The organism is Agrobacterium tumefaciens (assembly GCF_017726655.1).
Lineage (GTDB): Bacteria > Pseudomonadota > Alphaproteobacteria > Rhizobiales > Rhizobiaceae > Agrobacterium > Agrobacterium tumefaciens_B.
The window spans coordinates 75,202-100,692 of sequence record NZ_CP072308.1 but is presented as its reverse complement, the minus strand read 5'-3'; the positions used below and the strand labels follow the sequence as shown (position 1 = coordinate 100,692).

The following is a 25,491-nucleotide window of genomic DNA, read 5'->3' as shown; positions in this document are numbered from 1 at the left end:
CTAAACCGGAAAAAACGACGTTGAGCCGGGAATAAACCGGCGGGTGGCGGTGTCTCTTGATGTGCTGGCGGCTTGAGCCCGTCTGAACCCAAGGAGGATATGTCCATGAGAATCCGCTTTATCGTCCCCGCCATCGTTCTGGCCTTCGCCGGAACGGCCTATGCCGCTCCCGCGGTGGAAACGGTCAAGACCGCCAAGGGCAATGTGCTCGCAGGCGAAAAAGGCATGACGCTCTACACTTTCAAGAATGACAAGAAGGGCGTATCCAATTGTTACGACAAGTGCGCCGCGAACTGGCCGCCGTTTTTCGCGGCAGCCAGCGACAAGGCCGAGGGAGCTTACTCGCTCGTCAAGCGTAAGGATGGCAAGATGCAGTGGGCCAAGGACGGCATGCCGCTTTATTACTGGGTCAAGGACATGAAAAAGGGCGATGCCACCGGCGACGGCGTGAATGGTGTCTGGGATGCCGCAAAACCCTGACGGCATGACTGGAAAAGCGCGGGGGAGCCTCTCCCCCGCAGCCGGCACCTTCGAAGCGGAGATGCTGGCCCTCATTCCCATGCTGCGCCGTTATTCCCGCAGCCTTTCCAGCTCCGATGCCGATGGTGAGGACCTCCTGCAGGAATGCGTGGAAAAGGCGCTCGCCAACAAAAGACAATGGCGCGGAACCGGTTTGAAAACATGGGCTTACACGATAATGACGAATCTTTATCGCAACCGCCACCGCGCCGAGAAACGTCACCCGTCCGAGAGCCTTGACGGCCACGAGAGCATCGCTGGCACGGACGCGTTTTCCGACACTCTGGAGAACGATCGTCTGCACGGCGCGCTCGCCCTTCTTTCGCCAGAGATGCGGGCGGTGCTGATGCTGGTGACAGTGGAGGGCTACACCTATCAGGAGGCGGCCGAGACGCTGTCCATCCCGCTCGGCACCGTCATGTCCAGATTGTCGCGTGCCCGCGAAACCCTTCGCCAGCACCTGGCGGCGGATAACATCATACCCCTGCGGAGACCACGATGAACCGGCGAGAGGCCATTAGCCAGGACGATCTGCACGCCTATGTCGACGGGCTTCTGTCCGACGAAAATCGCGCTGCTGTCGAAGCCTGGCTCAGCGAAAGGCCGGAAGAACGCATCCGTGTAGAGGAATGGCAGAAGCAGGCCGATATTCTCCGCAACGCCTTCACCGCCTACGCCACGACCCATCCACGGGACGTATCGATGCTCAACCCGCCAGCCGCGAACGATGCCGCGCGGCTGAAGCCAGCGCTCGTCAAGATCGCAGCGGGGCTGATGATCTTCTTGGCGGGCGCTGCGGCAGGCAGGCTCCTGCCGGCGTCTTTCTCGACGCCACAGGACGTCACCCTCGCGGCCGCGACAACGGATATTCCCTCGCAGGCGAAAACCGCCTATCTCATCTATGCGAGCGAGGTGCGTCATCCGGTCGAGGTGGGCGCTGGAGAGCAGCAGCATCTCGCCGCATGGCTTGGCAAGCGGCTGGGTTATCCATTCGCCATCCCCGATCTGTCGAAGCTCGGCTATGACCTCGTCGGAGGACGCCTCATCCCCGTCAGCGGCAAGCCGGGGGCGATGCTGATGTATCAGGACAAGACCGGCCGGCGGGTGACGGTGCTGATCGGCCATAACGAGGAGAACCGCACCACGAGCTTCCGCATGGCGAGCGCGGACGGGATCGAGACCTTCTACTGGATCGACAATGAACTGGGTTACGCCGTATCGGCCGAACTGACGCGTAAGGAGGTGCAGGCCATTGCCGAGGAATGTTACCGGCAGTTTCCGACGTAAGGATGCTACTTCAGCATCGGCCAGAGGCTTACGACGAGCAGCACGGCCATGGTGATGTTGAACCATTTAAGCCGCACCGGCACCGACAGCCAGTCGCGAAGGGCAGAGCCGAAACCAGCCCAGGTCGAAACACTCGGCAGGTTGACTGCAGCAAAAGCGAGGCCAACGATCAGAACCGTCAGGAAATATTGGGTCTCGCTGGTGTAGGTCGCCATGGCGGTAACGGCCATCACCCAGGCTTTCGGGTTGACCCACTGAAAGGCGGCAGCGGCAAGGAAACTCATCGGCTCGGACGCAGCAGAACCTTCGCCGAGACTGCGCGAGGTGCCAATCTTCCACGCGATCCAGACGAGATAGAGCCCACCCGCGAATTTCAGCCCCGTGTACAGCGCTGGCACGGAATGCAGCAGGGCGCCAAGACCGAGGCCTACGCCGATCAGCAGCGACAGGAACCCCACCCCGATGCCAAGCATATGGGGGATGGTGCGGCGGAACCCGAAATTCACGCCTGATGCGAACAGCATCATATTGTTCGGCCCCGGGGTGATGGAGGTGGTGAAGGCAAACAGCACCAGCGCAATGAAGGTTTCAACGGTCATGGTTTCTCCTTGAAAAGAAACCCTACCCACGCCACCAGCATCAGACCAGCCGGCCGGATCGATGACCGCGGTCAAATTTTTTGATGGATCGATCCTTCCCCTGCCGGGTTTGAGAAGTCGCGACAATGGATTATCGTCCGATCATCAAGCGCTGGAGCACACCCATGTATGACGACATTCCCTCCGTCACCCTGCCCTCTGGCAAGCAGGTTCCGGCTCTTGGCCTTGGCACCTGGAACATGGGGGAAACAAGATCATCCGAGCGGCAGGAGATAGAAAGCATCCGCAAGGCGATCGACCTCGGCATGACACTCGTCGACACCGCCGAAATGTACGCTGACGGCAGGTCGGAAGAGGTTGTCGGCGCGGCAATCGCCGGCCGTCGCGACGAGGTGTTTCTCATCACCAAGGTCTACCCCTGGAACGCCAGCGCAAGGGGCGTTGTCGACGCATGCGAACGCAGCCTCGCAAGGCTCGGCACCGACCGCATCGATCTCTACCTGCTGCACTGGCGCGGCGAGCATCCGCTGGCGGAAACCGTATCTGCCTTCGAGCGGCTCAAACGGGATGGCAAGATCGGCGACTGGGGCGTTTCCAATTTCGATAGCGAAGACATGCAGGAGCTTTTTGCGGTTCCAGAGGGGCGCAACTGCGCCGCCAATCAGGTGCTCTACAATCTCTCCCGGCGCGGTCCCGAGTTCTCACTGCTGCCTTGGTGCCAGGAGCATGGCGTACCGCTGATGGCCTATTCCCCCATCGAGCAGGGCCGGATCCTGAAGAACCACGAACTGATCCGCATCGCCAAGGCGTATCAGGCAACTCCTGCCCAGCTGGCTCTGGCCTTTCTTCTCGAAAGAGACGGCGTCATCGCCATTCCGAAATCCGCCAGCGTCTCCCGCGTCGAGGAAAACCGGGGTGCGACGGACCTGGAGATCACCGATGAAGACTGGGCAGCTCTCGACGCAGCCTTCCCGCCGCCGACACGCAAGACAGCGCTGGAAATGCTGTGATCGCAACAACTTGAAGCGTGATGCGGAATCGGTTTCCGAAGGAGCTGAATCACTTTCACAAGAGCCGCTGACGGCAAAGCGGCTCACTCCTCGTAGATCATCTTCCTGGTCATGCCACCGTCAAGGACGAGGACCTGCCCCGTCATGAAGCCCGCATCGGCAAGATAAAGCACCGCATCTGCGATGTCCTTCCCCCTCCCCACTCTGCCCACCGGATGCTGTTGGTGATCCTTGGCACGCAACTTTTTATCATCGGCGATCCATCCCGGCGCGATTGCATTGACGCGGATGCTCGGCCCAAGGCTGATTGCGAGGGCATGTGTCATCCCCGTCAGGCCTCCCTTCGATGCCGCATAGGCCTCGGTCTGCGGCTCCGACATGAAAGCGCGTGTCGAGACCATGTTGACGATGCTCGCACCCTCCCGCATCAGCGGCACCGCGCGTCGGGTCATTAGAAAGGCGCTCGTCAGGTGACTGTCGGTGATCTTTCGCCAGGCAGCCAAGGTCATCTCGTGAATGAGTCCGTTATCAGGGTTGGCGATGCCGGCATTGTTGACGAGCAAATCGAGCTTATCCCATTCGAGCGCTTTGAATGCCTGGTCGACTGCCTGCTCATCCGCAACGTCACACTCGAGGGACCGATACGGGGCTTCATCCTTTTTTAGATCGAAGGAAGCGACGTCCCAACCTTTGCTGAAAAGGGTTTCGCATATGGCCGAGCCAATCAGTCCTGCTCCGCCTGTGACGATTGCACGCTTTTTCGTCATCCGCTTCTCCTCGCATCAAGGGTAATAAAAAACCGCCCCGGCAAATGCACGAGGCGGTCCTTTGTTTCATCGAACGCCGAGGCTTTACATGCCTTGTGGGCCGCGGTTCATCGCGGCAATGCCGGTGCGGCAGATTTCGATCAGCCCGAGCGGCTTGATGATCGCCACGAACTGGTCGATCTTCGACGACTTGCCGGTGATTTCGAAGATGAAGTGCTCCACCGTCGCATCCACGACCTTGGCCTGAAACGCATCGGCAAGCCGCAACGCCTCGGCGCGCACTTCACCTGTGCCGGCAACCTTGATCAGCGCCACTTCCCGCTCGATTGGCCGCTCCTGCCCGAGTTCGCGGGCGCGAACCGTCAGGTCGAGAACCCGGTGCACCGGTACGATCCGTTCCAGCTGCGCCTTGATCTGCTCCAGGACGATAGGCGTGCCGCGCGTCACGATGGTGATGCGCGACAGATGCGCCTCATGTTCCGTTTCCGAAACCGTCAGGCTTTCGATGTTGTAGCCACGGCCGGAAAACAGGCCGATGACCCGGGCGAGAACGCCCGGCTCGTTGCTGACGAGAACCGACAGCGTGTGGTTTTCGACGGCAGCCGTTTCCTTCTGAATGAAGTAGGCGGAGCCGGTGGGTTGTAGGTGTGCGTTCATGTCCTTTTCCTCTCCCGGCTCAGACTAGCTGACGGCCCTTGGCGTCAATGGCGTTGGCGACCGCTTCATCCGTCGCCTCATCCGGCAACAGCATCTCGTTATGGGCTTTACCAGACGGGATCATCGGGAAGCAATTGGCAAGGTTGGCAACACGGCAATCGAAAATAACCGGCTTCTTGACCGCGATCATCTCGGCAATCTTGTCGTCCAGCTCTTTCGGGTCGTCGCAATACATGCCAACCGCGCCATAGGCTTCCGCCAGCTTGACGAAATCGGGCATGGCTTCGGTATAGGAGTTGGACAGGCGGTTGCCGTGCAGCAGCTGCTGCCACTGCCGCACCATGCCCATATACTGGTTATTGAGAATGAAGATCTTCACCGGCAGGCCGTATTGGATAGCGCAGGACATTTCCTGAATGCACATCTGAATAGAGGCGTCACCGGCAATGTCGATAACCAGCGCATCGGGATGCGCAACCTGAACGCCGATGGCGGCCGGCAGGCCATAACCCATCGTGCCGAGACCGCCCGAGGTCATCCAGTGGTTAGGCTCCTCGAAACCGAAGAACTGCGCCGCCCACATCTGATGCTGGCCAACTTCCGTGGTAATGTAGGTGTCGCGTCCCTTCGATGCCTCATAAAGCCGCTGCAGCGCATATTGCGGCATGATGACATCGTTTGAGTTCTTGTAAGCGAAGGAGTTGCGGGCGCGCCAGCGTTCGATCTGCGACCACCAATCCGCCGTCTGCGCCTTCTCCGGCTTCTTCGGCAGGGCGCGCCACAAGCGAACCATATCTTCCAGAACGTGGCTGACATCACCGATGATCGGGACGTCGACGCGAACCGTCTTGTTGATCGAGGACGGATCGATATCGATGTGGATCTTTTTCGAATTCGGCGAGAAGGCGTTGATGCGGCCGGTAATCCGGTCGTCGAAACGCGCGCCGACGCAGACGAGAACGTCACAATCATGCATCGTCATATTGGCTTCGTAGGAACCGTGCATGCCCAGCATGCCGAGCCAGTTCTTGCCGGAAGCCGGATAGGCGCCGAGACCCATCAACGTCGAAGTGATCGGAAAGCCGGTCAGCTCGACCAGTTCGCGCAGCAGGCGGGTGGCTTCCGGGCCGGAATTGATGACGCCGCCGCCGGTATAGAAAACCGGCTTCTTTGCCTTGGACATCAATTCGATGGCGGCATGGATGGCATTGAGGTCGCCCTGAACCTTCGGCTTGTAGCTCTTCTGCTGAATGGCGGCGGAAGGCGGCGTATAGGTGCCGGTGGCGAACTGGATGTCCTTCGGAATATCGACAACAACAGGACCCGGACGGCCGGTCTGCGCAATGCGGAAAGCCTCATGGATGATGCCAGCCAGCTCGTTGACGTCCTTGACCAGCCAGTTGTGCTTCGTGCAGGGGCGTGTGATGCCGACGGTATCGCATTCCTGAAATGCATCCGAGCCGATCAGCGTGGTGGGAACCTGGCCGGACAGGCAGACGAGCGGAATGGAATCCATCAGCGCATCCTGCAGCGGGGTGACCGCATTGGTCGCGCCGGGACCGGAGGTGACAAGCATGACGCCAACCTTGCCGGTGGAGCGGGCATAACCTTCGGCCGCGTGGCCGGCGCCCTGCTCGTGGCGCACGAGAATATGCTGGATGTCTTCCTGCTGGAAAATCTCGTCATAGATCGGAAGAACGGCACCGCCGGGATAACCGAAGATGTGCTCGACGCCATTGTCCTTCAGCGCCTGCAGAACGATCTCCGCACCTGTCATGCGATTGCTGTTTTCCGTATTGTCCTTATCCGTCATTGCCTGTTTCCATCCCGCTTTGGCTTTGGATATCGAGGAGCCCGAGGGCCTGTTTGAAGACATAAAAAAAAGGCCCCTAGAGGAGCCTCGTTCAGCGCATGGGTGCTTTCGCCGGATGGTTACACCATCCTGCCCATGCGCCGTCCCACCACGATAAGTACGTTAAGATTTTTCATGGGCCGGAGTGTTAGCCACAAAAGCCCCAGCCGTCAACGCATTTTGCGGGAAAAAATCGCCGTCGCCTTCTTTTATTACTTTAAATCGTATCCCCACGAAATTTTCGAATACGGCAAGTACACATGTTGTTAAGCATAATCTTCTATATCAGGAGGGCGACTGTTGCCCGAACCACCGCGATCATCCGCATGTCACGGGAAAAGATGTGACGAACGACACGTTTCATAGCGCGTCCCCCATGGGCGAAAACGAACGGCGATCCGGCGAGCAGCCGGCGAACCGCATGCTCGGCCGCGTTATCGCCTGCGACGGGTCGCGCGCGACGATCGCCGCGGAAACGGAAGCGGGTACCACGGATGTCTCGCAACTCTGGTCCGTCGGGAGATTGATCTCCATTGAAATGGGTACGAGCCGCGTCGCAGCCCTCGTCTTCGCCATGCGCACGAGCGAAGAATTTTGGGCGGCGGACAGACCGAACAGGCTTCTGATCGACGTCGAAATGGTCGGCGAGGTCTACCGCACGGAGGATGGCAGCGAGCGCTTCTCCACGGGCATTTCCCGCTACCCCTATCTCGGCGCGGTGGCGCACCGCATCCGCACCGCGGATCTTGCCAAGATTTTCGACAGCAGCCGCCGTGATGCCTGCGTGATCGGCAAACTGACCCAGGACGACAGCATCAATGCCGCCATCAACATTCCGCAGATGCTGTCAAAACATTTCGCCGTCGTCGGATCGACAGGCGTGGGCAAGACGACAGCGGTATCTCTGCTTCTGAACAAGGCAATCGAAACAGACCCGAAACTGCGCGTGCTCATTCTCGATCCGCATAATGAATTTGCCGCCGCCTTCCCGGACCATTCCGTCGTCATCGACACCGACACGCTGGACCTGCCCTTCTGGCTGATGCGCCTCGAGGAATTTGCGGAGGTCATATTCCGCGGCCGCAGGCCAGTGCCGGAGGAAATGGATTTTCTCCGTGACCTCATTCCGGAAGCCAAGAAGGCGTTTCGCGGCAGCGATGGGTCCGCTGTCCGACGCACTTCCGATAAAAGTGCTATTACACCCGATACGCCGGTGCCCTATCGCATCGCCGATCTTCTCGCCCTCATCGACGAGCGCATCGGCCGGCTGGAAGGACGCGGCGAAAAACCGGCGCTGCGATCGCTGAAAGGCCGCATCCTCTCGGCCATCAATGATCCGCGCTATAATTTCATGTTCTCCAGCAACACGATCAGCGACACCATTCTGGAGACAGTCGCACATATTTTCCGCATCCCCGGCGATGGCAAGCCGATTTCCGTTTTCCAGCTGTCCGGCATTCCCTCCGAAGTCGTGAACTCGGTGGTCTCGGTCCTGTGCCGCATGTCGTTTGAACTGGCGGTCCTCGCGCGAGGATCGCTGCATATGCTTGTCGTGTGCGAAGAGGCGCATCGTTATGTGCCGGCAGACCCGGAGCGCGGCTTCTTCCCGACCCGGCAATCCATCGCCCAGATCGCCAAGGAGGGCCGCAAATACGGTATTTCGCTCGGCGTCATCAGCCAGCGGCCAAGCGAGCTTGACCAGACAATCCTGTCGCAATGCTCGACCGTCTTTGCCATGCGGCTGTCGAATGAGATCGACCAGAAGATCATTCTGTCGGCCGTACCGAACGCCTCGACCTCGACCACAAGCTTTTTATCGTCCATCGGCAACGGCGAAGCCATCGCTTTCGGCGAGGCCGTCAGCGTGCCGATGCGAATGCGTTTCGACCGCGTGCCGACAGCCAAGTTGCCGAAGGCGAGCGGCGCGGTCAGCCATGCGCCCAACGAGACGCCCGACACGGTGGACCTGAACAGCATCGTCACCCGCATGCGCGCCACGACAAAGCCGCTCATCAGCGGTTTCCAGCAGAGCTTCGAAGCCTCCTTCCCCGATTTGCCGGACCCCGCGCCCGCGCCAAAGCAGCCGCCAGATGTGAGCCGCTGGAAACAGGAATTGGGCGCAACCGCTGGCGCTCACGAGCCCTACCGGCCGGACATGCTGCCCGGCCGCACAGTCGCGCCGCCGACAGGTCGGTCCACGACCGATATAGCTTCAACCGCCGTCAACGAACTTCGCAAGGCGAGCCTCCAGATGCAGGCGCAGAATGGCCCGCCACCAACTGAGAGCCGCCCTTCGCTGCGCGACAGCCTGTTGAAAAAACCACTCGGCAGTCTCTACCGAAAGGACTGAGCCGCCCTACGGTTGGATACGCGTCCAGTCGTCTCCCATCTGGTTGCGAAACCATGTCATCTGCCGTTTGGCATATTGGCGGGTCGCCGCTGCCGATCTTTCGATCACCTCCTCCTCACCCACGCGCCCGGCCAGCATATCGGCGATCTGGGAAACCCCGATCGCCTTCATCGCCGTTGCGTCGGGCGCGAGGTCAAGCGCGAGAAGCGCTTCCACTTCCTCCACCGCACCGCTTTGCATCATGGTCTCGAAGCGGCGATTGATGCGATCGTGCAGCACCGACCTTTCCGGCAGAACGACGAATTTTTGAGCGCGCTCCGGATCGATAATCAACGGTCCCTTCGCCTGCTGAAAATCCCGGATCGATTTCCCCGTGGCCGCGAGCACCTCCAGCGCCCGGACGATGCGCTGCCCGTCCCCCGGCTGGAGCGTCTGCGCCATGGGCGGATCGCGGCTCACCAATTCGGCGTGAAGTTTTGCCGCCCCCTCCTCGATCAACCGGGCGCGCAGCCCTTCACGAATGTCATCGGGAACGGCGGGCATATCGGAGAGGCCACCCGTCAGCGCCTTGAAATAAAGCCCCGTGCCGCCGACGATGACCGGAAAGCGCCCCTGCCCGCGCAAATCGGCAAGGAGGCCTATAATGTCCCGCAGCCACTCGCCTGTCGAATAGAGGCTGCTGGCCGGAACATGGCCGTAAAGCAGATGAGGCACGCCTTCCATTTCCTCTTCGGATGGCCGGGCGGTCAGCACCCGCAGCGTGTCATAGACCTGCATGCTGTCGGCATTGATGACGACGCCATCCCGCTCCCGCGCTAAGCGAAGCGCAAGCGCGGACTTGCCGCTTGCCGTCGGTCCGGTTATCAGGATCGCATCAAAATTCTCATCAAGGTTTTTCATCATGGCTCTCGTTGCCACGCTTATCGCCAATCCGTCAAATCCCGTTCTGACACCGGCCCTCGGCGAAGCGGCCGCAAAGGCGGTGAGCGCATCCGGGCTCTATTGGCTGGCCGATGGCATCGCCTGCGATATCGCCCTGCCCTCCGGCACCGCGGCTGAGCAGGCGCGAGGCGCGATTGCCGCCACGCTCGCCGGAAAGCCGATCGATATCGTTATCCAGGAACAGGATCAACGGCGCAAGAAACTGCTGATCGCCGATATGGATTCGACCATGATCCAACAGGAATGTATCGACGAACTGGCGGCCGAAGTCGGGTTGAAGGACGAGGTGTCCGCCATTACCGCCCGCGCCATGAACGGCGAGATCGCGTTCGAGCCGGCGCTGCGCGAGCGCGTCGCCCTGCTAAAGGGCCTGCCTGTCTCCGTCATCGACGACGTCATCGAAAAGCGCATCACGCTGACACCGGGTGGCAGGGAACTCATCGCCACCATGAAGGCGAAGGGCTACTACACGGCCCTCGTGTCAGGCGGCTTTACTGTCTTCACGAGCCGGGTTGCCACAACGCTCGGTTTTGACGAGAACCGTGCCAATCTGCTGGGTGAAGCCAATGGCGAACTTGACGGTACCGTTGCCGAACCCATCCTCGGCAAACAGGCCAAGGTGGATGCGCTGACCGACATTGCCGAAAAGCTCGGCATCTCGCCTGATGAGGCAATGGCAGTCGGCGACGGCGCCAACGATCTCGGCATGCTGCACGTTGCCGGTGCCGGCGTTGCCCTGCACGCGAAGCCCGCCGTCGCCGCCGAAGCGCAGATGCGCATCGACCACGGCGATCTGACCGCGCTTCTATACATTCAGGGCTATCGCAAGACGGATTTCGTCGTTCCATGATCATTCGCGAGACAGAGAGACTCATTCTGCGCGAGTGGAAGGAAAGCGACCGCGACCTGTTCCGCGAAATCAACGCGGATGAAAAGGTCATGGAATTTTTCCCCTTCCGCCGCAGCCACGCGGAAGCGGATGCGGTGCTCGAAACCATCAACGGCATGATTCGCGGCAGCGGTTACGGCTTCTACGCCATGGAACTGCGCGAGACCGGCGAAGTCATGGGGTTCTGCGGCATATCCCCCGTCATGAACCTCGATCCGCCCTTCCCGATCGGCACGATGGAAATCGGCTGGCGGCTCGCTACTCGCTTCTGGGGGCATGGTTATGTGACCGAAGCCGCCCAATCGCTGCTCGTCATGGCCTTCGATGAAAAGGAGACGCCCGAAATCGTCTCCTTCGCCGTCCACGACAATCACCGTTCGACGGCAGTGATGGAGCGCATCGGCCTGAAGCGCGACCCGTCGCGCGATTTCGACCATCCGCGCGTACCGGAAGATACCCACCCGCATCTGCGGCCGCACGTGACCTATGCGCTGACGCTGGAGGAATGGCGGGCGCGATAGCGACACCGACCCGCCTTTTCAGACGGTCATTTCACCGCGGCATTACCGCCATCGGCAAACAGCGCCACCCCGGCCACGAAACTCGCCATGGGGCTTGCGAGAAAGAGCGCCGCCTGCGCAATTTCCTCGGGCTCGGCAATACGCTTCATGGCATGCAGCCCGGCAGCCCACTCCTTTTGCGCCTGATCGCCTGCCATCGGCGTATCGACGCCGCCGGGCAGCAGCGCATTGGCGCGAATGCCGCTGGCGGTATAATCGGCGGTAATCCCCTTCACCAGCCCCATCAATCCCGCCTTCGCAGCACCATAGGCCGACATGCCCGGTAAACTGACGCTGGTGCCGACGAAGCTCGAGGTGAAGACAATAGATCCGCCGCCCCGCTGCAACATCGCAGGGATCTGATAGCGCGCACCCAGAAAGGCGGATGTCAGGTTGACGTTGAGGACATAGGCCCATTCCTCAGGCGAAATCTCCGCCATCGGCTTCGGGGCACCCACGGCGCCCGCATTGTTGACGGCGATATCGAGCCCGCCGAACACGCTGGCGGCCGCATCCACCAGCCGCGCATGTGTTTCCGCAACACCGGCGTCACCGGCAACGGCGTGCACACGGCCACCGGCTCCACTGATTTTGTCAGCGACCTCATCCAGCGCCTTCTCGCCGCGCGCATTGATGACGACGGCAGCGCCCTGGGCGGCAAACAACGTCGCTGTCGCGCGACCTATTCCTGACGACGCACCGATGATGATCGCGACTTTATTGTCGAGTAGTTTCATGTCCTTGACCTCCGTTCAATGGAGGCCAAGGGATAGGGAGATGACGAGGCCGCAGCCACCCGATTCCTGATGGACCGGGCTGAAATCGCCTATTCCAGCGGCAGCGCTACAACGCGCAGATTGCCCTGGGCATCCGCCACCATCATATGGGCGTTCTTGCGGCCTTCCGATTTCAGCCCGTTGACACGCACCAGCACATCGCCTGGAACTTCCATGAAATCCTGACCAACTTCGACGATAACGTCGCCGGCCTTCATGCCCTTCTGTTCGGCGGCGGAACCGGGCTCGACGCTGGCGACCAGCACCCCTTCCACGCTTTCGGCAATGCCCTTTTCGCTGCGCAACTCATTGCTGAGCACCACGAGATTCATGCCAAGGACGGTCTGCGGTGCCTCGCGCACTTCGGGCGTCTGGTCCTGCGCCTGATCGTCGGCGCCATCGTCGTCTTCAGGGGCAAGCGTGCCACCATCGCCGTCTTCGCTCTGCTGGTCTTCGGCCGACGCCTTCTCATCGGTCGTATCCTGCAACTGGCCGAGCTTGACCTTGACGGTCTCTTCCTTGCCGTCGCGATAGACGACAACGTCGACTTCCTTGCCCACAGGGCTTTCCGCCACGATGCGCAACAGGTCGCGCATTTCATTGATGTCCTTGCCGTCGAATTTCAGGACGACATCGCCGGCTTGGATTGGGCCGTTCTCTACCGGACCACCCTTCGCAACGCCGGAAATGAGCGCGCCCTTGGCGCTATCCATACCGAGGCTCGCGGCCACGTCATCTGTGACGGGCTGGACACGAACGCCGAGCCAGCCGCGGCGTGTCTCGCCGAATTCAATGAGCTGCTGGACGATATTCTGCGCAAGCTCCGTCGGCACGGCAAACCCGATACCGATCGAACCGCCGCTCGGCGAAATGATCGCCGTATTGATACCGATCACCTCGCCCTTCATGTTGAAGAGCGGGCCACCGGAGTTGCCTTTGTTGATGGCCGCATCCGTCTGGATGAAATTGTCATAGGGGCCGGCATTGATGTTACGGCCGCGCGCCGAAATGACGCCCACGGTCAGCGATCCGCCGAGGCCGAAGGGATTGCCGACCGCCATCACCCAGTCGCCGATACGCATGCTGCGCGAATCACCGAACTTGACGGCCTTCAACGGCGCCTTCGGCTCCACCTTCAGGACGGAAAGATCAGTCTTGGTATCGGTGCCGACCAGTGTCGCCTTGAGCTTGGAGCCATTCGGGAAAATCACCTCGATGGCGTCAGCGCCTTCGATCACGTGGTTATTGGTGACAACATAGCCGGCAGGGTCGATCACGAAACCGGAGCCAAGCGAATTGACCTTTTCGCCGCCTTCCGGCTTCTGGCTGTCGAAATAGTCCTTGAAGAACTCCTGGAAGGGCGAACCTTCAGGCAGTTTCGGCGGAACCGGGCCCTTGCCCTCCGTCTTGACGTTCTGCGAGGTTGAAATATTCACCACCGCATCGAGCAGCGGCGCGGCCAGATCAGCGACCGATTCCGGCCCATGGCTCTGCGCTCTTGCCGCAACCGGCGCCGCAAGGCTGCCCGCCATGAGCGCCATGCCCGCGACTGCGGCAATGCTGCTGCGAAAGGGCGAAAGAAGGGTCACGGCCATAAGCGTCCTCGCGTTTCAAATCGTCATGCCCTGCATATATCGTCAAAGCATAAGGCGGAATGATGAAGTGTAAAAATACCTTTTCGTGAACAGGCGTGGACGCCATGCCCCTGACCACAGCTTTGGCACGAAAGCTGACCAAAAAGAAAGGGCCGGTAAAAACCGGCCCCTCCAAAATCAATCGATCCGTTATCAGTTCGCCGGCGCTGGCGCTGCGGGAGCGGCAGGGGCTGCCGGAGCGGGGGGGGCCGCACCGTCGATGTTGTTGAAGTAACGGAAGAAGGTCGAATCCGGCGACAGGACGAGTGTCGTGCCGTTGCCGTTCAGCGCGTTGGCATAGGCCGACATCGAGCGGTAGAACTCGAAGAAGTTGGGATCGCGCTGGAAGGCCTCGCCGAACACCTTGTTACGCTCAGCATCGCCTTCACCGCGCAGCACTTCGGACTGGCGACGGGCGTCGGATTCCAGTTCCACGACCTGACGGTCGGCGATGGCGCGGCGACGCTGCGCTTCTTCGTTACCGCGGGCGCGGATCAGTTCGGCCTCGGCCAAACGTTCCGACTTCATGCGCTCGAAGGTCTGCTGCGAGACTTCCTGCGTCAGGTCGGTACGGCGGATGCGGACATCCACAATGCTGATGCCGAGCGATTCCGCATCGGGGCGCAGATCGTCGCGGACTTCCTGCATCATCGACGCGCGTGCATCCGACAGCGCCGATTCAAAGCCGCGCAAACCGTAGACCCGGCGCAGCGAGGCGTCGAGGCGGGTGCGCAGGCGCGATTCCGCCGACATCTGGTCGCCCGACACCGTCTGGCGGAAGCGGCGCGCATCCGTAATGCGATAGACCACGAAGGCATCGACCTCGTAGAACTTACCGCCGGAGACCTGAACGCGGATATTGTCATGATCGAAACGCAACGCGCGGTTTTCGACATATTGGACGCGATCGGCATCCATGAAGGCGAAAGGTAGCTTGAAGTACAGGCCCGGCGACGTTTTCACGTCCTGGATCTGACCGAAGCGGACCACGATGGCCTGCTGGCGCTCATTGACCACGAAGATCGAGGAATAACCCAGGAAAAGCAGGATGGCGAGACCGACGAGAACGGCCGTAAGACGGTTGCTCATATCAGTTGCCTCCCTGCTGTGCTGCGCCCGGATTGTTGCGCATGATCTCGTTCAGAGGCAGATAAGGCACTACGCCCTGTTTCTCATCGATGATGATCTTGTTCGAGCCCTTGAGGACCTGTTCCATCGTTTCGAGGAACATGCGCTGACGGGTCACGTCAGGCGCCGTGCGATACTGGTCATAGATCGAAACAAAACGCTGCGCTTCACCCTGTGCCTCGTTAACGACGCGCGACTTATAGGCGTTCGCTTCTTCGAGAATCTGCGCGGCCTGACCGCGCGCGGCACCGAGCTTCTGGTTGGCGTACTGGTTGGCTTCCTGAACGAAACGGTCTTCGTCCTGTTCGGCACGCTGCACTTCATCGAAGGCGTCGGCCACTTCACGCGGCGGAGCCGCATCTTCAATAGCCACGGCATTGATGGAGATGCCGGCGCCATAACCGTCCATGGTGGACTGGATGATGCCGCGCACATCGGCCGCAATCGCCTGACGGTTATCGCGGAAGATATCCTGTGCCGGACGACGACCGACGACCTCGCGCATGGCGCTTTCGGAAACCTGCTGCAGGGTTTCAGCCGGCGTGTCGACGTTGAAGAGATAGGATTTCGGATCAGAGACCGTGTAGAGCACCGAGAACTGGACGTTGACGATGTTCTGGTCGCCGGTCAGCATCACGCCGCTGGATGACGACGAGGACGCGCGCGAGCCGATATTCTGCTGCTGCTCCGTGACCTTGACGATTTCCACGGTCTCGATCGGCCAGAGATGGAAATGCAGGCCCGGCATCGAGATTTCGTCCTTGGGACGGCCGAAGCGCAGCTCGACGCCGCGCTCGTCCGGCTGGACGGTGTAGATGGACTGAATGCCGATAAAAACCAGAACGACAAGAACCACGATGGCGACAACGCCGCCATTGAAACCGCCGGGCAGCACATTCTTGAAACGGTCCTGGCTGCGCCGGATGATCTCTTCCAGATCGGGCGGGCCGCCATTGCCGCCGCCGCCACCGCCGCGCGGCCGGTTAGGCCCCTGTCCCCATGGGCCGCCACCGCCGCCCTGGTTGTTTCCTCCACCGCCGCCGCCCCAAGGGCCGCCGCCGCCATTCTGATTGCTCCAGGGCATCAATACCTCTTTATAAAAGCCTCTCCCGGTTCCGTTCGAAAGCGATTGCTCGCGTGCGGCGGGAATATCGACCCGTTATAGGAAGGAGAAACGTTTGTTTCAACGCAGAGGTGGTAACTAAATACCCAATCAGGGTAAATAGTTCACTTTGCCGCGGCCCTTCGCACATAAGTGGTAAACAGAACCGGATAACTGTCCTTTTCCCCTGCAGGAGCGGGGATTTCGTCAGTTTTCTCGAAAACGGCGGGGTCGATTTCCGGAAAAAAAGTGTCGCCGTCGAGTTTTACCGCCACGTAGGTGACGGAAAGTTGATCGGCAAAGGGCATGGCCTGACGGTAAATCTCGCCGCCACCGGCAACGAAAACTTCATCGACGCCTCGTTCAACGGCTCTGGCTTTTGCCAAATCGAGGGCTTCTTCCAGCGAGCCGACCACGTCGACGCCTTCCGGCCGGTAATCCGCATTGCGGCTGACGATGATATGCGGCCGGCCCGGCAATGGACGTTCGCCGACAGACAGAAACGTCTTGCGGCCCATGATGAGCGGCTTGCCCATCGTCATCGCCTTGAAGCGCTTGAGATCGGTCGACAACTTCCACGGCATGTCGAGATCGCGGCCGATGACGCCGTTCTCGGAGACTGCGACAATGATGGTGACGCGCGGCTCACTCATACTGCGATCGGTGCCTTGATGCTTGAATCGGCCTCGTAGTTCTCCAGCGTAAAGTCTTCGAACTTAAAGGCGAAAAGGTCCTTCACGTCGGGGTTCAGCCGCATCGTCGGCAATGCTTTCGGCGTGCGCGTCATCTGCAGCCGCGCCTGTTCGAAATGGTTGGCATAGATGTGCGCGTCACCGAGCGTGTGAACGAAATCGCCAGGTTTCAGGCCAACCACCTGCGCCACCATCAGCGTCAAAAGCGCATAGGAGGCGATGTTGAATGGCACGCCGAGGAAGATATCGGCCGAGCGCTGGTAAAGCTGGCAGGAGAGCTTTCCATCCGCAACATAGAACTGGAACAGGCAGTGGCAGGGCGGCAACGCCATCTCGTCCACCAGCGCTGGGTTCCAGGCCGAAACAATGTGGCGGCGGGAATTGGGATTGGTTTTCAAAGCCTCGATCAGAAGGGCGATCTGGTCGATATGGCGTCCGTCCGGTGCGGGCCAGGAGCGCCATTGCGCGCCATAGACCGGACCGAGATCACCGTTTTCGTCGGCCCATTCATCCCAGATGGAAACGCCGTTTTCCTTGAGATAGGCGATGTTTGTATCGCCCTTCAGGAACCACAGCAGCTCATGGATGATGGAGCGCAGATGCAGCTTCTTGGTGGTGAGAACCGGAAAACCTTCCGAAAGATCGAAACGCATCTGATAACCGAAGACAGAGCGTGTGCCCGTGCCGGTGCGGTCTCCACGGTCGGAGCCGGTTTCCATGACATGCCGGAGAAGATCGAGATATTGTTTCATACGTTCTGCCGCCGATTCCCTGATACAGAGGGACTATATAATAGCACAGGGCGGCAGAACCAATCACCGAATACGGGCTATCCCCGGATCAAATCAGAGCGACTGCAGCTTGTCGAGTTCCTTGGCCACCAGATAATAGAAAGTCACACGCGACTTGGACCGATCCGCCGCCATGGCTTTGGCAGCAGCGGCAATGGCCTTGTCAGCGCTGTCATCGGTCACACCAAGCTTCTTGACGCACCAGCTCGCCTTGACGCGCGCAAGTTCTTCTGGATCGGAGGCGGACACCAGTGAGGAATCCCGGTTACGCAGGGCAATACCGAGATGTTTGACGATCTTGCCGACAATCGCTTCATCGGCTGCGGCATCGTATTTTTTCACATCTGCGAGATAGTCAGTCATGTCCACTCCTTCGTGTGCCCCCGGCCCGGTTGCTTCAAATGACCGGTTGCATGGAGAATGAGACAGCAATCCCTCGTCGTCAAGAATTGTCTAAATTGCGCAGGTAGTGGACAAATCCTTTTCATCGAATTGTCATCTCCCCCCTTTTCTCGCGCGGGTGAAACGCCTATATGAACCTTGCCGGGGCAACCCGGCTATGGCGATAAACGGTCGGTGTAATAAACCTATTGGACCCGGGGGCGGTACCCGGCGCCTCCACCAAAAACCGGCGGACCTTCACCTATGGAAGGCCGGCTTTTGATGGGGGCGAAATAGGATCGACAAGGGCGTAAAGATCGAACTTTTGCTCGGCATGATACCGCCGTTATCGGGTCACAAGTGTAGTTGCAAACGACAACAACGCTAAGGAATACGCTCTCGCTGCCTAATGGCGGTGCGGGAATTCCGCTCTAAGTCCTCACGGTTAGCCCCGTGAGGCGGGGTTCGGAGGTACCTGGCAACAGAAACCTCCACCTTCTCCATTTTGCCTGAATTGATTATATGATACCTGACTTGCAGACGGCATCGGCTTTTCCGTTGCTGCCGTTCCGGACATTGCGTATACTTGTCCAAAGCATAAGCCTTGAGGATCAGAAATGGTTCGGACATGGGATTACGCTAAGATTCAAAGTGTTACAGCGTCCTAGGCGCGCAGTCCGCGCCGTGCATGAAAAGACGTTCGAATAAGGGAAAGACAGGACCGCATGGGGCAGGATCATATCCGTTACGACATTCTCGCACAGGATGCCCTTCGCGGCGTTATTCGCAAGGTTTTGGGTGAAGTGGCCGCGACGGGCCGCCTGCCCGGCGACCATCACTTTTTCATCACCTTCCTGACCGGCGCCCCGGGCGTGCGCATTTCCCAGCACCTCAAGGCAAAATACGCCGAGCAGATGACCATCGTCATCCAGCACCAGTTCTGGGACCTGAAGGTTACCGAAACCGGCTTCGAAATCGGCCTCTCCTTCTCCGACACGCCGGAAAAGCTGGTCATCCCCTACAATGCCATCAGAGGTTTTTACGACCCCTCGGTGAATTTCGAACTCGAATTCGACGTGCCCCTGGCAGAAGAGGAAGAAATGGAAGAGGCGGAAATCACTGCCTATCCCGTTTCCCATGAGGCGAAACCGGCCGCTGCTTCCGAGACGCCGAAGGCCGGCGAGGAAAAGAAGGAAGGGTCCGTCGTTTCGCTCGACGCCTTCCGCAAGAAGCAATAACGGTTTTACCCCCGGCTTTCGAAACTCGAGGAGGCATATCCCCATGGCGGCCGATATCGTCAATCTGCGCCAGTTTCGGAAACAGAAGGTCCGCAGTGAGAAGGAAAAGCAGGCGGAGCAGAACCGCCTGTCCTTCGGCCGCACCAAAGCGGAAAAAAATCTCACGTCAGCGCTGAATGCCAAAGCCGAAAAGGCGCTCGATCAGGGTCGGCTCGACAAGAGCGATGAAAACGGCGGTCAAGACTGAACGTCCAACCGCGTGCTGCGAATGTTGGGGCCAACGGAAAAGAATCGCAAAACAGGGACTTGCCGGCGAGACATGATTCATACCCTCAACCGGACCCGCCGGAGCCTGATCTGATGATCCGCAAGCACTCCGCGACGTTGCATGGCCATCGCACCAGCATTTCACTCGAAGATGCCTTCTGGGACGAGCTGAAAATCATCGCGGAAAAGCGCAAGATCAGTTTTGCGGCCCTACTTGCCGAAATCGACGACAATCGCGCCGCCGACAGCAATCTGTCGTCGTCGCTCAGGGTTTACGTGCTGAACTGGCTGAAAACCCGTTGAGTCCATACTGGATCCGTCATCTGCGATGACCCGGCATCCCCGGTGAACGGGGAATTGGGATATGCGCGAGTGCTTTCGCTTTTGCCGGACGCATTCCAGCCCGGCACGTCGGCCCATCAAGCACTATAAGAATTCCCGCACAAAACTCGTAAAGCTGTGAAAGCATTCCTTAAACATTCGAAGGCTAATTTGCGCTGCAAGGCGATTTGGTATTGCGTAGCCTTGCCCATCAGGACTGGTTTCAGGTCGCTTTGACGCATCGTTAAATCGTGACGAGCCTGTCGCCTCCACCCTCTCTATCCTATATGACGAACACCGACTGCGAGTGATCGCTCTAAGTCTGCCCGCACGCGCGCGGCGCATCGGGTTTACACGGAACCGCGCCGGATGCGCTGTCTCTTCGAGAGCATCATCTGGACGAAAAGCCGTTCCGCGGTTTCCTGGGAAAGATTATGGCGTCGCAGCCGGTGCTCCCGGCGCGAGTTGCCGTATCGCGTCTTCTGTCGGTGGTACGACGAGGGCCGGGGCGGATTGTCGCTCCGGTGCCGGCTGTTGCTGCTGTTGCTGCTGTTGCTGTTGCAGCCGCTCCTGCTGTTCCTTTTCCTGGCGCAGGCGCTCTTCGGCTGCCGCCTTCTGGCGGGCTTCCTCTTCCGCCCGCGCCTTGGCTTCCGCCTCCGCCCGCTCCTTTGCGGCCTGCCGTTCTGCCGCCTGCGAGCGGTAGAGTACGACTTCGCGGCGCAGCCGCTGCTTTTCAAGAACGCTCGCCTGCATGGCCTCCACCCGGCGACGTTCCTTTTCGAACGCTCGCAGCGAGAGGAAATTGCTGAGCGCGGACACATCCGTCGTCAAAGCCGGAGCGGCAAGCGGGCCGTTATAGTTGAGACGCACCGAAGGCTCGGCCCCTGCGACCGTTTCGGTGCCGGGATTGAACAGGAGATCGAGGTCACCGTTCACAGTGGAAGCCGCCAGATCGACGCTCGCATCGGCCGTCAGCGTGACGGGATCGATGCCAGCGCGCAGGTTCTGGAAATGAAGCGCACCGCCGTTCAACGAGAATGGCAACGCCACATCCCCAAGTCCGATTTCGCCCTGCCACAGCGTCTGATCCACCAGCGGACGCACCTTCGGCGCGTCGATCGGCTGCTGCAAGCCGTCCGCTGCCTGCAGGATCGGGGCAAGAGCGCCGGGGTTGAGACCCTTGACGACAAGCCCGCCCGCCCGGATTTCACCAGAGCCACCCGCTGCCTTGAGCATTTCAGCAACACTTTTACCCGTCGATTCCGCCGTCAGGTCGATAGCGACCTTGCCCGTCGCAACCGGGCCGTTGGCATTGGCCCACAGGATGGGCTCCGGGTTTGCATCGGTCACCGCAATCTTGGTGCGGAAAATTCCTGCCCCCTCGCCGGTCGACATGGCAAGGCGACCCGTGAGCTTGCCGCCCATAAAGGTGCCGCTGACATCATCGAGCGAGAGTGAGCCGGCATCATGCGTGACCCTCGTCGAAAGACCCGTCACGGTGCCCAATGGACCGGCCTCGAAGCTCTCCGCTTTCAGCGCCAGCGACGCCTTGAGCTGCGGGAACGCGGCCATGGCGAGCGGCTTGGCGTTGAGCGCGCCGGTCTCCGGATCGATCACCGGGCCATACATCGCGTCTCCCAGCCAGGCGAGATCGACCGTCCTTAAGGAAAGGTCACCGTCGACGGGATAGGGCGCGGCGCGTTGGAACGCCAGATTTCCCGAGAATGGATTTCCGCCCACCTGGCCGCCGATGGACGACATAGCAATCTTCTGCCCATCAACGGTGACTTTCGCATTGGTCTTCACTGCCAGACCACCGCCGAGCTGCGGCAGGCCAACGGCGTTCATGATGAGATAGGGCTCGATATCAGCACTTTCGAGCGCGACATCCGCGCTGCCTTCACCGAAATTGCCGGCGGCCACGGAGAAGGAACCGTTCATCGAAAAATGTGTGCGTTCGGTAGAGAAGCGCAATTCTGTCTGGGCAGGCGAGCCGAGCGTGCCATTGAGTTTGAGGGACAGGAGCCCCTCCCCATCCGCATCGAAAGGCAACGGATTGAGACCGGCCTGACCAAACAGGATCGCGGTCGACTGGTTCTTCAGGACGGCTTCCAGCGACATGGCCGTATCGTCTGTTATCGACAGGAAATCCGGCATCTTGGCAACGGCTGAAAGCCGGCTGCCATTGACGGTGCCGGAAACGGCGACATTAGCGCCGCCATTTTCACTGTTGACCGAAACGTCAACGGCAAGGTCCGAATTCGCATACCAGGGCGCGCTCGCCGCCAGGCGGCTGAGGAACGGATGGTCAGGCAACTTCTGCTGCAGCATGGCGAACAATGGCTGCATATCCGCCGCATGCAGGTTTACCGTGCCCTTTCCCGCATATTTGAGCAGCGAACCCTGCAACTCTCCCCTAGCCTTCACTTCCGCACCGGCGATATCGCCGGCCGTCATGTTTTCAAGCGAGAGCACACCTCCTGCAATATTAAAGGTTGTCTCGACCTTGTTGGCGGTCACGCCGGCCATATTGAAGCGGTCGGCCTTGAATTTCGCGGTAATGCGATGATCGAGGACGGAACCGCCGACCTGATCGCCAAGCGCCAGACTGCCGAGCGCCCTCAGCGCGTCGAGATCGATTTCGTTGCCCGAGAGATCGATGGAGAGATTGGACTCCTTGCCGTCCGAGCGTCGCTCCAGAGCGCCCTTCAGCGATGCGTCTCCGATGGCAAGTTCCAGATTATCGAAACGCTGGTTGAGCGTCGTCAGCGAGACATCGGCAGAGAAACCGGCGGCGTTGAGCTGGCGGATTGCCGGATCGACTGAGCCGGAAAGCCAGTTCGCCAGCCCCGAGGGCTGGTTGGAGGCGAGCAGCATATTGCCGTTGAAAGCCGGACCGCCAAGCAGCGTCAGCGATCCCTTCGCTTCCAGCTGCGTCCTGCCCGGCAGCGTCGCCACGGCATTCACCACCTGCCAGCCGCTGCCATCCGGGCGAACATCCAGCCGGATGTCGCGGATTGTCGTGTCATCGGACACCAGCGCTGGAAGGCTGATGCTTGCCTTCCCCGGCACAGGCGGCACCGGAATGCGCGCCACCATCGCGGCAAATGCCTCGATGCGCTGACGGACGGATACGGTCGGCTGGCGCGACGTCTTGCCCGTCTGCACGACAGGCGGCGCAAAGCGCGCGACGTCGATCTGCTGGCCGTCGGCCGTCAGCAGGAATTCCGGCTTGGCGCCGGTATCAAGCGTTGCCTCCCCCGTCACGACGTAAGGATTTTCGCTGCCGCCAAGCTCCATGCGGTAGCTCGAAATTCGCACGCTCTCATTGGTGAGCTCGAAGCTTCCACGGGTGCGCGGTGAGGAAAAGATCGATTGTCCGGCTTGCTGTTGCTTCTGTTTCTGATCTTCGCGGAAGGTGAAGGCAAAGGATCCGCTATAGGCCGGCTTTCCCGCCGTTGCGGCGATCGCACCATCGAGATCGACCTCGACAGGATGTTCATCCGGCACAAGGCGCAGCCTGAGACCCATGCGGCCATTGGCATAATCCGGCTCGCTGCTGGAGAGGGAGAAGGAACCGGGGTGCCCGTCGACAGCCGCGCGCCCCTCGGCTTTCCAGGGGCCGGCGAGAGAATTTGCAGACATATCGGCGTTGAGGCCCGTCACGATACGGTTTCGGCCAGACTGCTCATCGATGAATTCGATTTGCCCGCCTTCGATCTGTACGCTTTCGAGAACCACGGTGCGCGCCGGGATTTCGGCACGGCTACCCCGCATCCAGTCCAGCGTACCGTCTTTCAGCAGTCTTATCTTGGCCTTGGGTTCTTCGATGCGCATGTCGAAGATGCGCGCTTCGCCAGAAAGAAAAGGCGCAAGCTCGGCATCCATGGAGAACCGCGCAACCTGAATGAGCGGCGATCCATCCGCATCCGTTCCGGCGCGCACATCATGCAGCGTTACCGACGGGAAAGGCAGGATACGGGCCTCGACGCGGCCGTGTACGACGACTTTCTTGCCAAGGATACGACTTGCCTGGTCTTCAAAATCACGACGGAAATCGGTCCAGTCGACAAAATAGGGAATGAGCAGCGCCGAAAACAGCACCAAGGCCAGCAGTCCGCCCAGAAAAACCAGAATACGTCCGAGCACTGACCTGCATCTCCCTTCGCGAACGCTGCAAACCTATTCTTTTCTGCCTTAACGGCAAGCAGCCTTTTGTACCAATCAAATGTGAGAATGATCAGACAAGCCGGAACAATTTGCCCGGATTGAAGATATTGTCGGGATCGAGCGACGTTTTGATGGCGCGCATCACATCCAGTGCATTGCCGGCCTCTTCGGCGAGAAAACTCATCTTGCCCTGGCCGATGCCGTGTTCGCCGGTGCACGTGCCGTCCATGGCGATCGCGCGGCGGTTGAGGCGGGCGACAAAGGCTTCCGTCTTCGCGACGCTTTCGGCATCCTTGCCATCGAACAGAATAAGCACATGGAAGTTCCCGTCACCCGCATGGCCGACGATCGGCGCCAGAAAGCCGTTCTCGGCAATATCCCGCTGCGTTTCCACCACGCAATCGGCCAGCCGCGAGATCGGCACGCAAACGTCGGTGGAGAGACCATCAAGATGGGGAGCAAGCGCGCGCGACGCCCAATAGGCATCGTGACGCGCCTTCCAGAGCTTGGCGCGCTCGGCAGCATCGCCCGTCCAGCGAAAATCGACGCTGCCGCATTCCGCTGCGATCTCGGCGAACTGCTGCGATTGCAGCGCCGCCGTCTCTTCCGTGCCGTGGAACTCCACGAAGAGCGTCGGCTTCTCCGCATAGTTCAGGCCGGAATAGGCGTTGCAGGCGCGCACCTGCACCTCATCAAGCAATTCGATGCGGGCGACCGGAACGCCCATCTGGATCGTCATGATGACGGCGTCGCAGGCAGTCTTGATACTGTCGAAGGTGCAGACACCGCCCACGATCTTTTCCGGGATACCCTGTAACCGCAGCGTTACGGACGTGATCACGCCAAGTGTGCCTTCAGCGCCGACAAAGAGCCGTGTCAGATCGTAGCCGGCAGAAGACTTGCGGGCGCGGCGCGCCGTGCGGATCTCCTCGCCATTGGCAACGACGGCGGTGACCGCGAGCACATTGTCTTTCATCGTGCCATAACGCACGGCATTGGTGCCGGAAGCGCGTGTCGAAGCCATGCCACCGATCGAGGCATTCGCGCCCGGATCGATCGGGAAGAACAGGCCGGTATCGCGCAGATAGACATTAAGATCTTCGCGCGTTACGCCCGGCTCCACCGTCACGTCAAGATCTTCGGCATTCACCTCAATGATACGATTCATCCGGCTGAAATCGATGCAGATTCCGCCGCTGGGCGCATTCACCTGCCCTTCCAGCGAAGACCCGGTCCCGAAGGGAATGACGGGCACCTTATAGTGCGCGCAGGCCTTCACCACAGCCTTCACATCATCGGCGCTCTCGGCAAAGACGACGCCGTCTGGCGCCTGCAGGGTCAAATAGGTAGTGGTGTGGCCGTGCTGCTCGCGAAACGCCTGGCCGGTCTGGACTTTCTCGCCCAGCTGCTGCTTCAGCACCGCGAGCGCAGACGCGATACCTTCTTCGTTCCGTTTACCCGCCACCACATCCTTCAGCGCCATCGTCCGTCTCCGCCCCAACATCTGCCCGTAACGGATTCGAACCGTTACGAAATTTCGTCAGGTGGTATGGGATAAG

24 protein-coding genes and 1 other RNA gene are annotated in these 25,491 nt (G+C 60.0%); 11 read left to right on the top strand and 14 right to left on the bottom strand.

The features are described from left to right. Positions 1-99 precede the first annotated feature (99 nt). The 3 genes from AT6N2_RS00475 to AT6N2_RS00465 are packed head-to-tail and all read left to right on the top strand — an operon-like array spanning position 100 to position 1,806. Entirely contained in the window at positions 100-480 is a 381-nt protein-coding gene (locus AT6N2_RS00475) for a COG4315 family predicted lipoprotein (protein WP_209087623.1), read from the top strand. After that, positions 464-1,021 (top strand): RNA polymerase sigma factor, encoded by a 558-nt coding sequence (locus AT6N2_RS00470; RefSeq protein WP_209087621.1) that lies wholly within the window; start codon positions 464-466, stop codon positions 1,019-1,021. The genes AT6N2_RS00475 and AT6N2_RS00470 overlap by 17 nt, the downstream gene beginning before the upstream one ends. After that, positions 1,018-1,806: an anti-sigma factor family protein gene (locus tag AT6N2_RS00465; RefSeq protein WP_209087619.1), complete on the top strand. Its 789-nt coding sequence runs from the start codon at positions 1,018-1,020 to the stop codon at positions 1,804-1,806. Before AT6N2_RS00470 ends, AT6N2_RS00465 begins: the two co-directional genes overlap by 4 nt. A 5-nt stretch (positions 1,807-1,811) precedes the next feature. Here AT6N2_RS00465 and AT6N2_RS00460 read toward each other — a convergent pair whose 3' ends face one another. Beyond that, positions 1,812-2,405, bottom strand: coding sequence for a LysE family translocator (locus AT6N2_RS00460; protein WP_209087617.1), 594 nt, complete (start codon positions 2,403-2,405; stop codon positions 1,812-1,814). A gap of 164 nt (positions 2,406-2,569) precedes the next feature. Between AT6N2_RS00460 and AT6N2_RS00455 the strand changes: the two genes are divergently transcribed. Beyond that, positions 2,570-3,415 carry an aldo/keto reductase gene (locus tag AT6N2_RS00455; RefSeq protein ID WP_209089566.1) on the top strand — a complete coding sequence of 282 codons (846 nt, stop codon included), beginning with the start codon at positions 2,570-2,572 and terminating at the stop codon, positions 3,413-3,415. Positions 3,416-3,498: 83 nt separating this feature from the next. Here AT6N2_RS00455 and AT6N2_RS00450 read toward each other — a convergent pair whose 3' ends face one another. From AT6N2_RS00450 to AT6N2_RS00440, 3 genes are all read right to left on the bottom strand, one after another. After that, positions 3,499-4,182 carry an SDR family NAD(P)-dependent oxidoreductase gene (locus tag AT6N2_RS00450; RefSeq protein WP_209087615.1) on the bottom strand — a complete coding sequence of 228 codons (684 nt, stop codon included), beginning with the start codon at positions 4,180-4,182 and terminating at the stop codon, positions 3,499-3,501. A gap of 84 nt (positions 4,183-4,266) precedes the next feature. Continuing rightward, positions 4,267-4,839, bottom strand: coding sequence for an acetolactate synthase small subunit (gene ilvN, locus AT6N2_RS00445; RefSeq protein ID WP_063949275.1), 573 nt, complete (start codon positions 4,837-4,839; stop codon positions 4,267-4,269). A 19-nt stretch (positions 4,840-4,858) separates the two neighbouring features. After that, positions 4,859-6,652: an acetolactate synthase 3 large subunit gene (locus AT6N2_RS00440; protein ID WP_144577425.1), complete on the bottom strand. Its 1,794-nt coding sequence runs from the start codon at positions 6,650-6,652 to the stop codon at positions 4,859-4,861. 382 nt (positions 6,653-7,034) lie between these two features. Between AT6N2_RS00440 and AT6N2_RS00435 the strand changes: the two genes are divergently transcribed. Then, on the top strand, positions 7,035-9,041 hold the full coding sequence (locus AT6N2_RS00435; RefSeq protein ID WP_209087613.1) for an ATP-binding protein: 2,007 nt from the start codon (positions 7,035-7,037) through the stop codon (positions 9,039-9,041). A gap of 6 nt (positions 9,042-9,047) precedes the next feature. Here AT6N2_RS00435 and miaA read toward each other — a convergent pair whose 3' ends face one another. Continuing rightward, positions 9,048-9,944 (bottom strand): tRNA (adenosine(37)-N6)-dimethylallyltransferase MiaA, encoded by an 897-nt coding sequence (gene miaA / locus AT6N2_RS00430; protein WP_209087611.1) that lies wholly within the window; start codon positions 9,942-9,944, stop codon positions 9,048-9,050. On the opposite strand from miaA, the gene serB reads away from it, so the two are divergent. Together serB and AT6N2_RS00420 are read left to right on the top strand one after the other, a co-directional pair. Further along, complete coding sequence (gene serB, locus AT6N2_RS00425) at positions 9,943-10,833, top strand: phosphoserine phosphatase SerB (RefSeq protein WP_063949278.1); 891 nt, start codon at positions 9,943-9,945, stop codon at positions 10,831-10,833. The genes miaA and serB overlap by 2 nt on opposite strands. Next, complete coding sequence (locus tag AT6N2_RS00420; protein WP_063949279.1) at positions 10,830-11,393, top strand: GNAT family N-acetyltransferase; 564 nt, start codon at positions 10,830-10,832, stop codon at positions 11,391-11,393. The genes serB and AT6N2_RS00420 overlap by 4 nt, the downstream gene beginning before the upstream one ends. Positions 11,394-11,419: 26 nt before the next feature. Here the strand turns inward: AT6N2_RS00420 and AT6N2_RS00415 are convergent, their stop codons facing one another. The 7 genes from AT6N2_RS00415 to AT6N2_RS00385 form a co-directional block, all read right to left on the bottom strand. After that, positions 11,420-12,169 carry an SDR family oxidoreductase gene (locus AT6N2_RS00415; RefSeq protein ID WP_209087609.1) on the bottom strand — a complete coding sequence of 250 codons (750 nt, stop codon included), beginning with the start codon at positions 12,167-12,169 and terminating at the stop codon, positions 11,420-11,422. Positions 12,170-12,258: 89 nt separating this feature from the next. After that, a complete protein-coding gene (locus AT6N2_RS00410) occupies positions 12,259-13,803 on the bottom strand; it encodes a Do family serine endopeptidase (RefSeq protein ID WP_144577415.1) in 1,545 nt (514 codons plus the stop codon). A gap of 192 nt (positions 13,804-13,995) precedes the next feature. Beyond that, complete coding sequence (gene hflC / locus AT6N2_RS00405) at positions 13,996-14,931, bottom strand: protease modulator HflC (RefSeq protein WP_209087607.1); 936 nt, start codon at positions 14,929-14,931, stop codon at positions 13,996-13,998. Position 14,932: 1 nt separating this feature from the next. Continuing rightward, positions 14,933-16,054 (bottom strand): FtsH protease activity modulator HflK, encoded by a 1,122-nt coding sequence (gene hflK, locus AT6N2_RS00400; RefSeq protein WP_144577411.1) that lies wholly within the window; start codon positions 16,052-16,054, stop codon positions 14,933-14,935. Positions 16,055-16,197: 143 nt separating this feature from the next. Further along, positions 16,198-16,725, bottom strand: a complete 528-nt coding sequence (locus tag AT6N2_RS00395; RefSeq protein ID WP_209087605.1) for a dihydrofolate reductase — start codon at positions 16,723-16,725, stop codon at positions 16,198-16,200. Next, positions 16,722-17,516 (bottom strand): thymidylate synthase, encoded by a 795-nt coding sequence (locus AT6N2_RS00390; protein ID WP_063950534.1) that lies wholly within the window; start codon positions 17,514-17,516, stop codon positions 16,722-16,724. Before AT6N2_RS00390 ends, AT6N2_RS00395 begins: the two co-directional genes overlap by 4 nt. Positions 17,517-17,609: 93 nt before the next feature. Further along, entirely contained in the window at positions 17,610-17,918 is a 309-nt protein-coding gene (locus AT6N2_RS00385; protein ID WP_063950535.1) for a DUF2853 family protein, read from the bottom strand. 140 nt (positions 17,919-18,058) lie between these two features. Here AT6N2_RS00385 and ssrA point away from each other — a divergent pair. The 4 genes from ssrA to AT6N2_RS00365 all read left to right on the top strand — a co-directional run bounded on the left by ssrA (position 18,059) and on the right by AT6N2_RS00365 (position 19,744). Continuing rightward, positions 18,059-18,432, top strand: a transfer-messenger RNA (tmRNA) gene (gene ssrA, locus AT6N2_RS00380). 229 nt (positions 18,433-18,661) lie between these two features. After that, positions 18,662-19,174 carry an SspB family protein gene (locus AT6N2_RS00375; protein WP_063950536.1) on the top strand — a complete coding sequence of 171 codons (513 nt, stop codon included), beginning with the start codon at positions 18,662-18,664 and terminating at the stop codon, positions 19,172-19,174. 43 nt (positions 19,175-19,217) lie between these two features. Then, entirely contained in the window at positions 19,218-19,421 is a 204-nt protein-coding gene (locus tag AT6N2_RS00370) for a DUF4169 family protein (protein WP_063950537.1), read from the top strand. Between the two features lie 113 nt (positions 19,422-19,534). Next, positions 19,535-19,744: a ribbon-helix-helix domain-containing protein gene (locus AT6N2_RS00365; protein ID WP_063950538.1), complete on the top strand. Its 210-nt coding sequence runs from the start codon at positions 19,535-19,537 to the stop codon at positions 19,742-19,744. A gap of 450 nt (positions 19,745-20,194) precedes the next feature. On the opposite strand, the gene AT6N2_RS00360 is transcribed toward AT6N2_RS00365, so the two are convergent. Together AT6N2_RS00360 and AT6N2_RS00355 are read right to left on the bottom strand one after the other, a co-directional pair. Beyond that, on the bottom strand, positions 20,195-23,911 hold the full coding sequence (locus AT6N2_RS00360) for an AsmA-like C-terminal region-containing protein (protein WP_209087603.1): 3,717 nt from the start codon (positions 23,909-23,911) through the stop codon (positions 20,195-20,197). 91 nt (positions 23,912-24,002) lie between these two features. Beyond that, entirely contained in the window at positions 24,003-25,415 is a 1,413-nt protein-coding gene (locus AT6N2_RS00355; RefSeq protein ID WP_209087601.1) for an FAD-binding oxidoreductase, read from the bottom strand. Positions 25,416-25,491 lie beyond the last annotated feature (76 nt).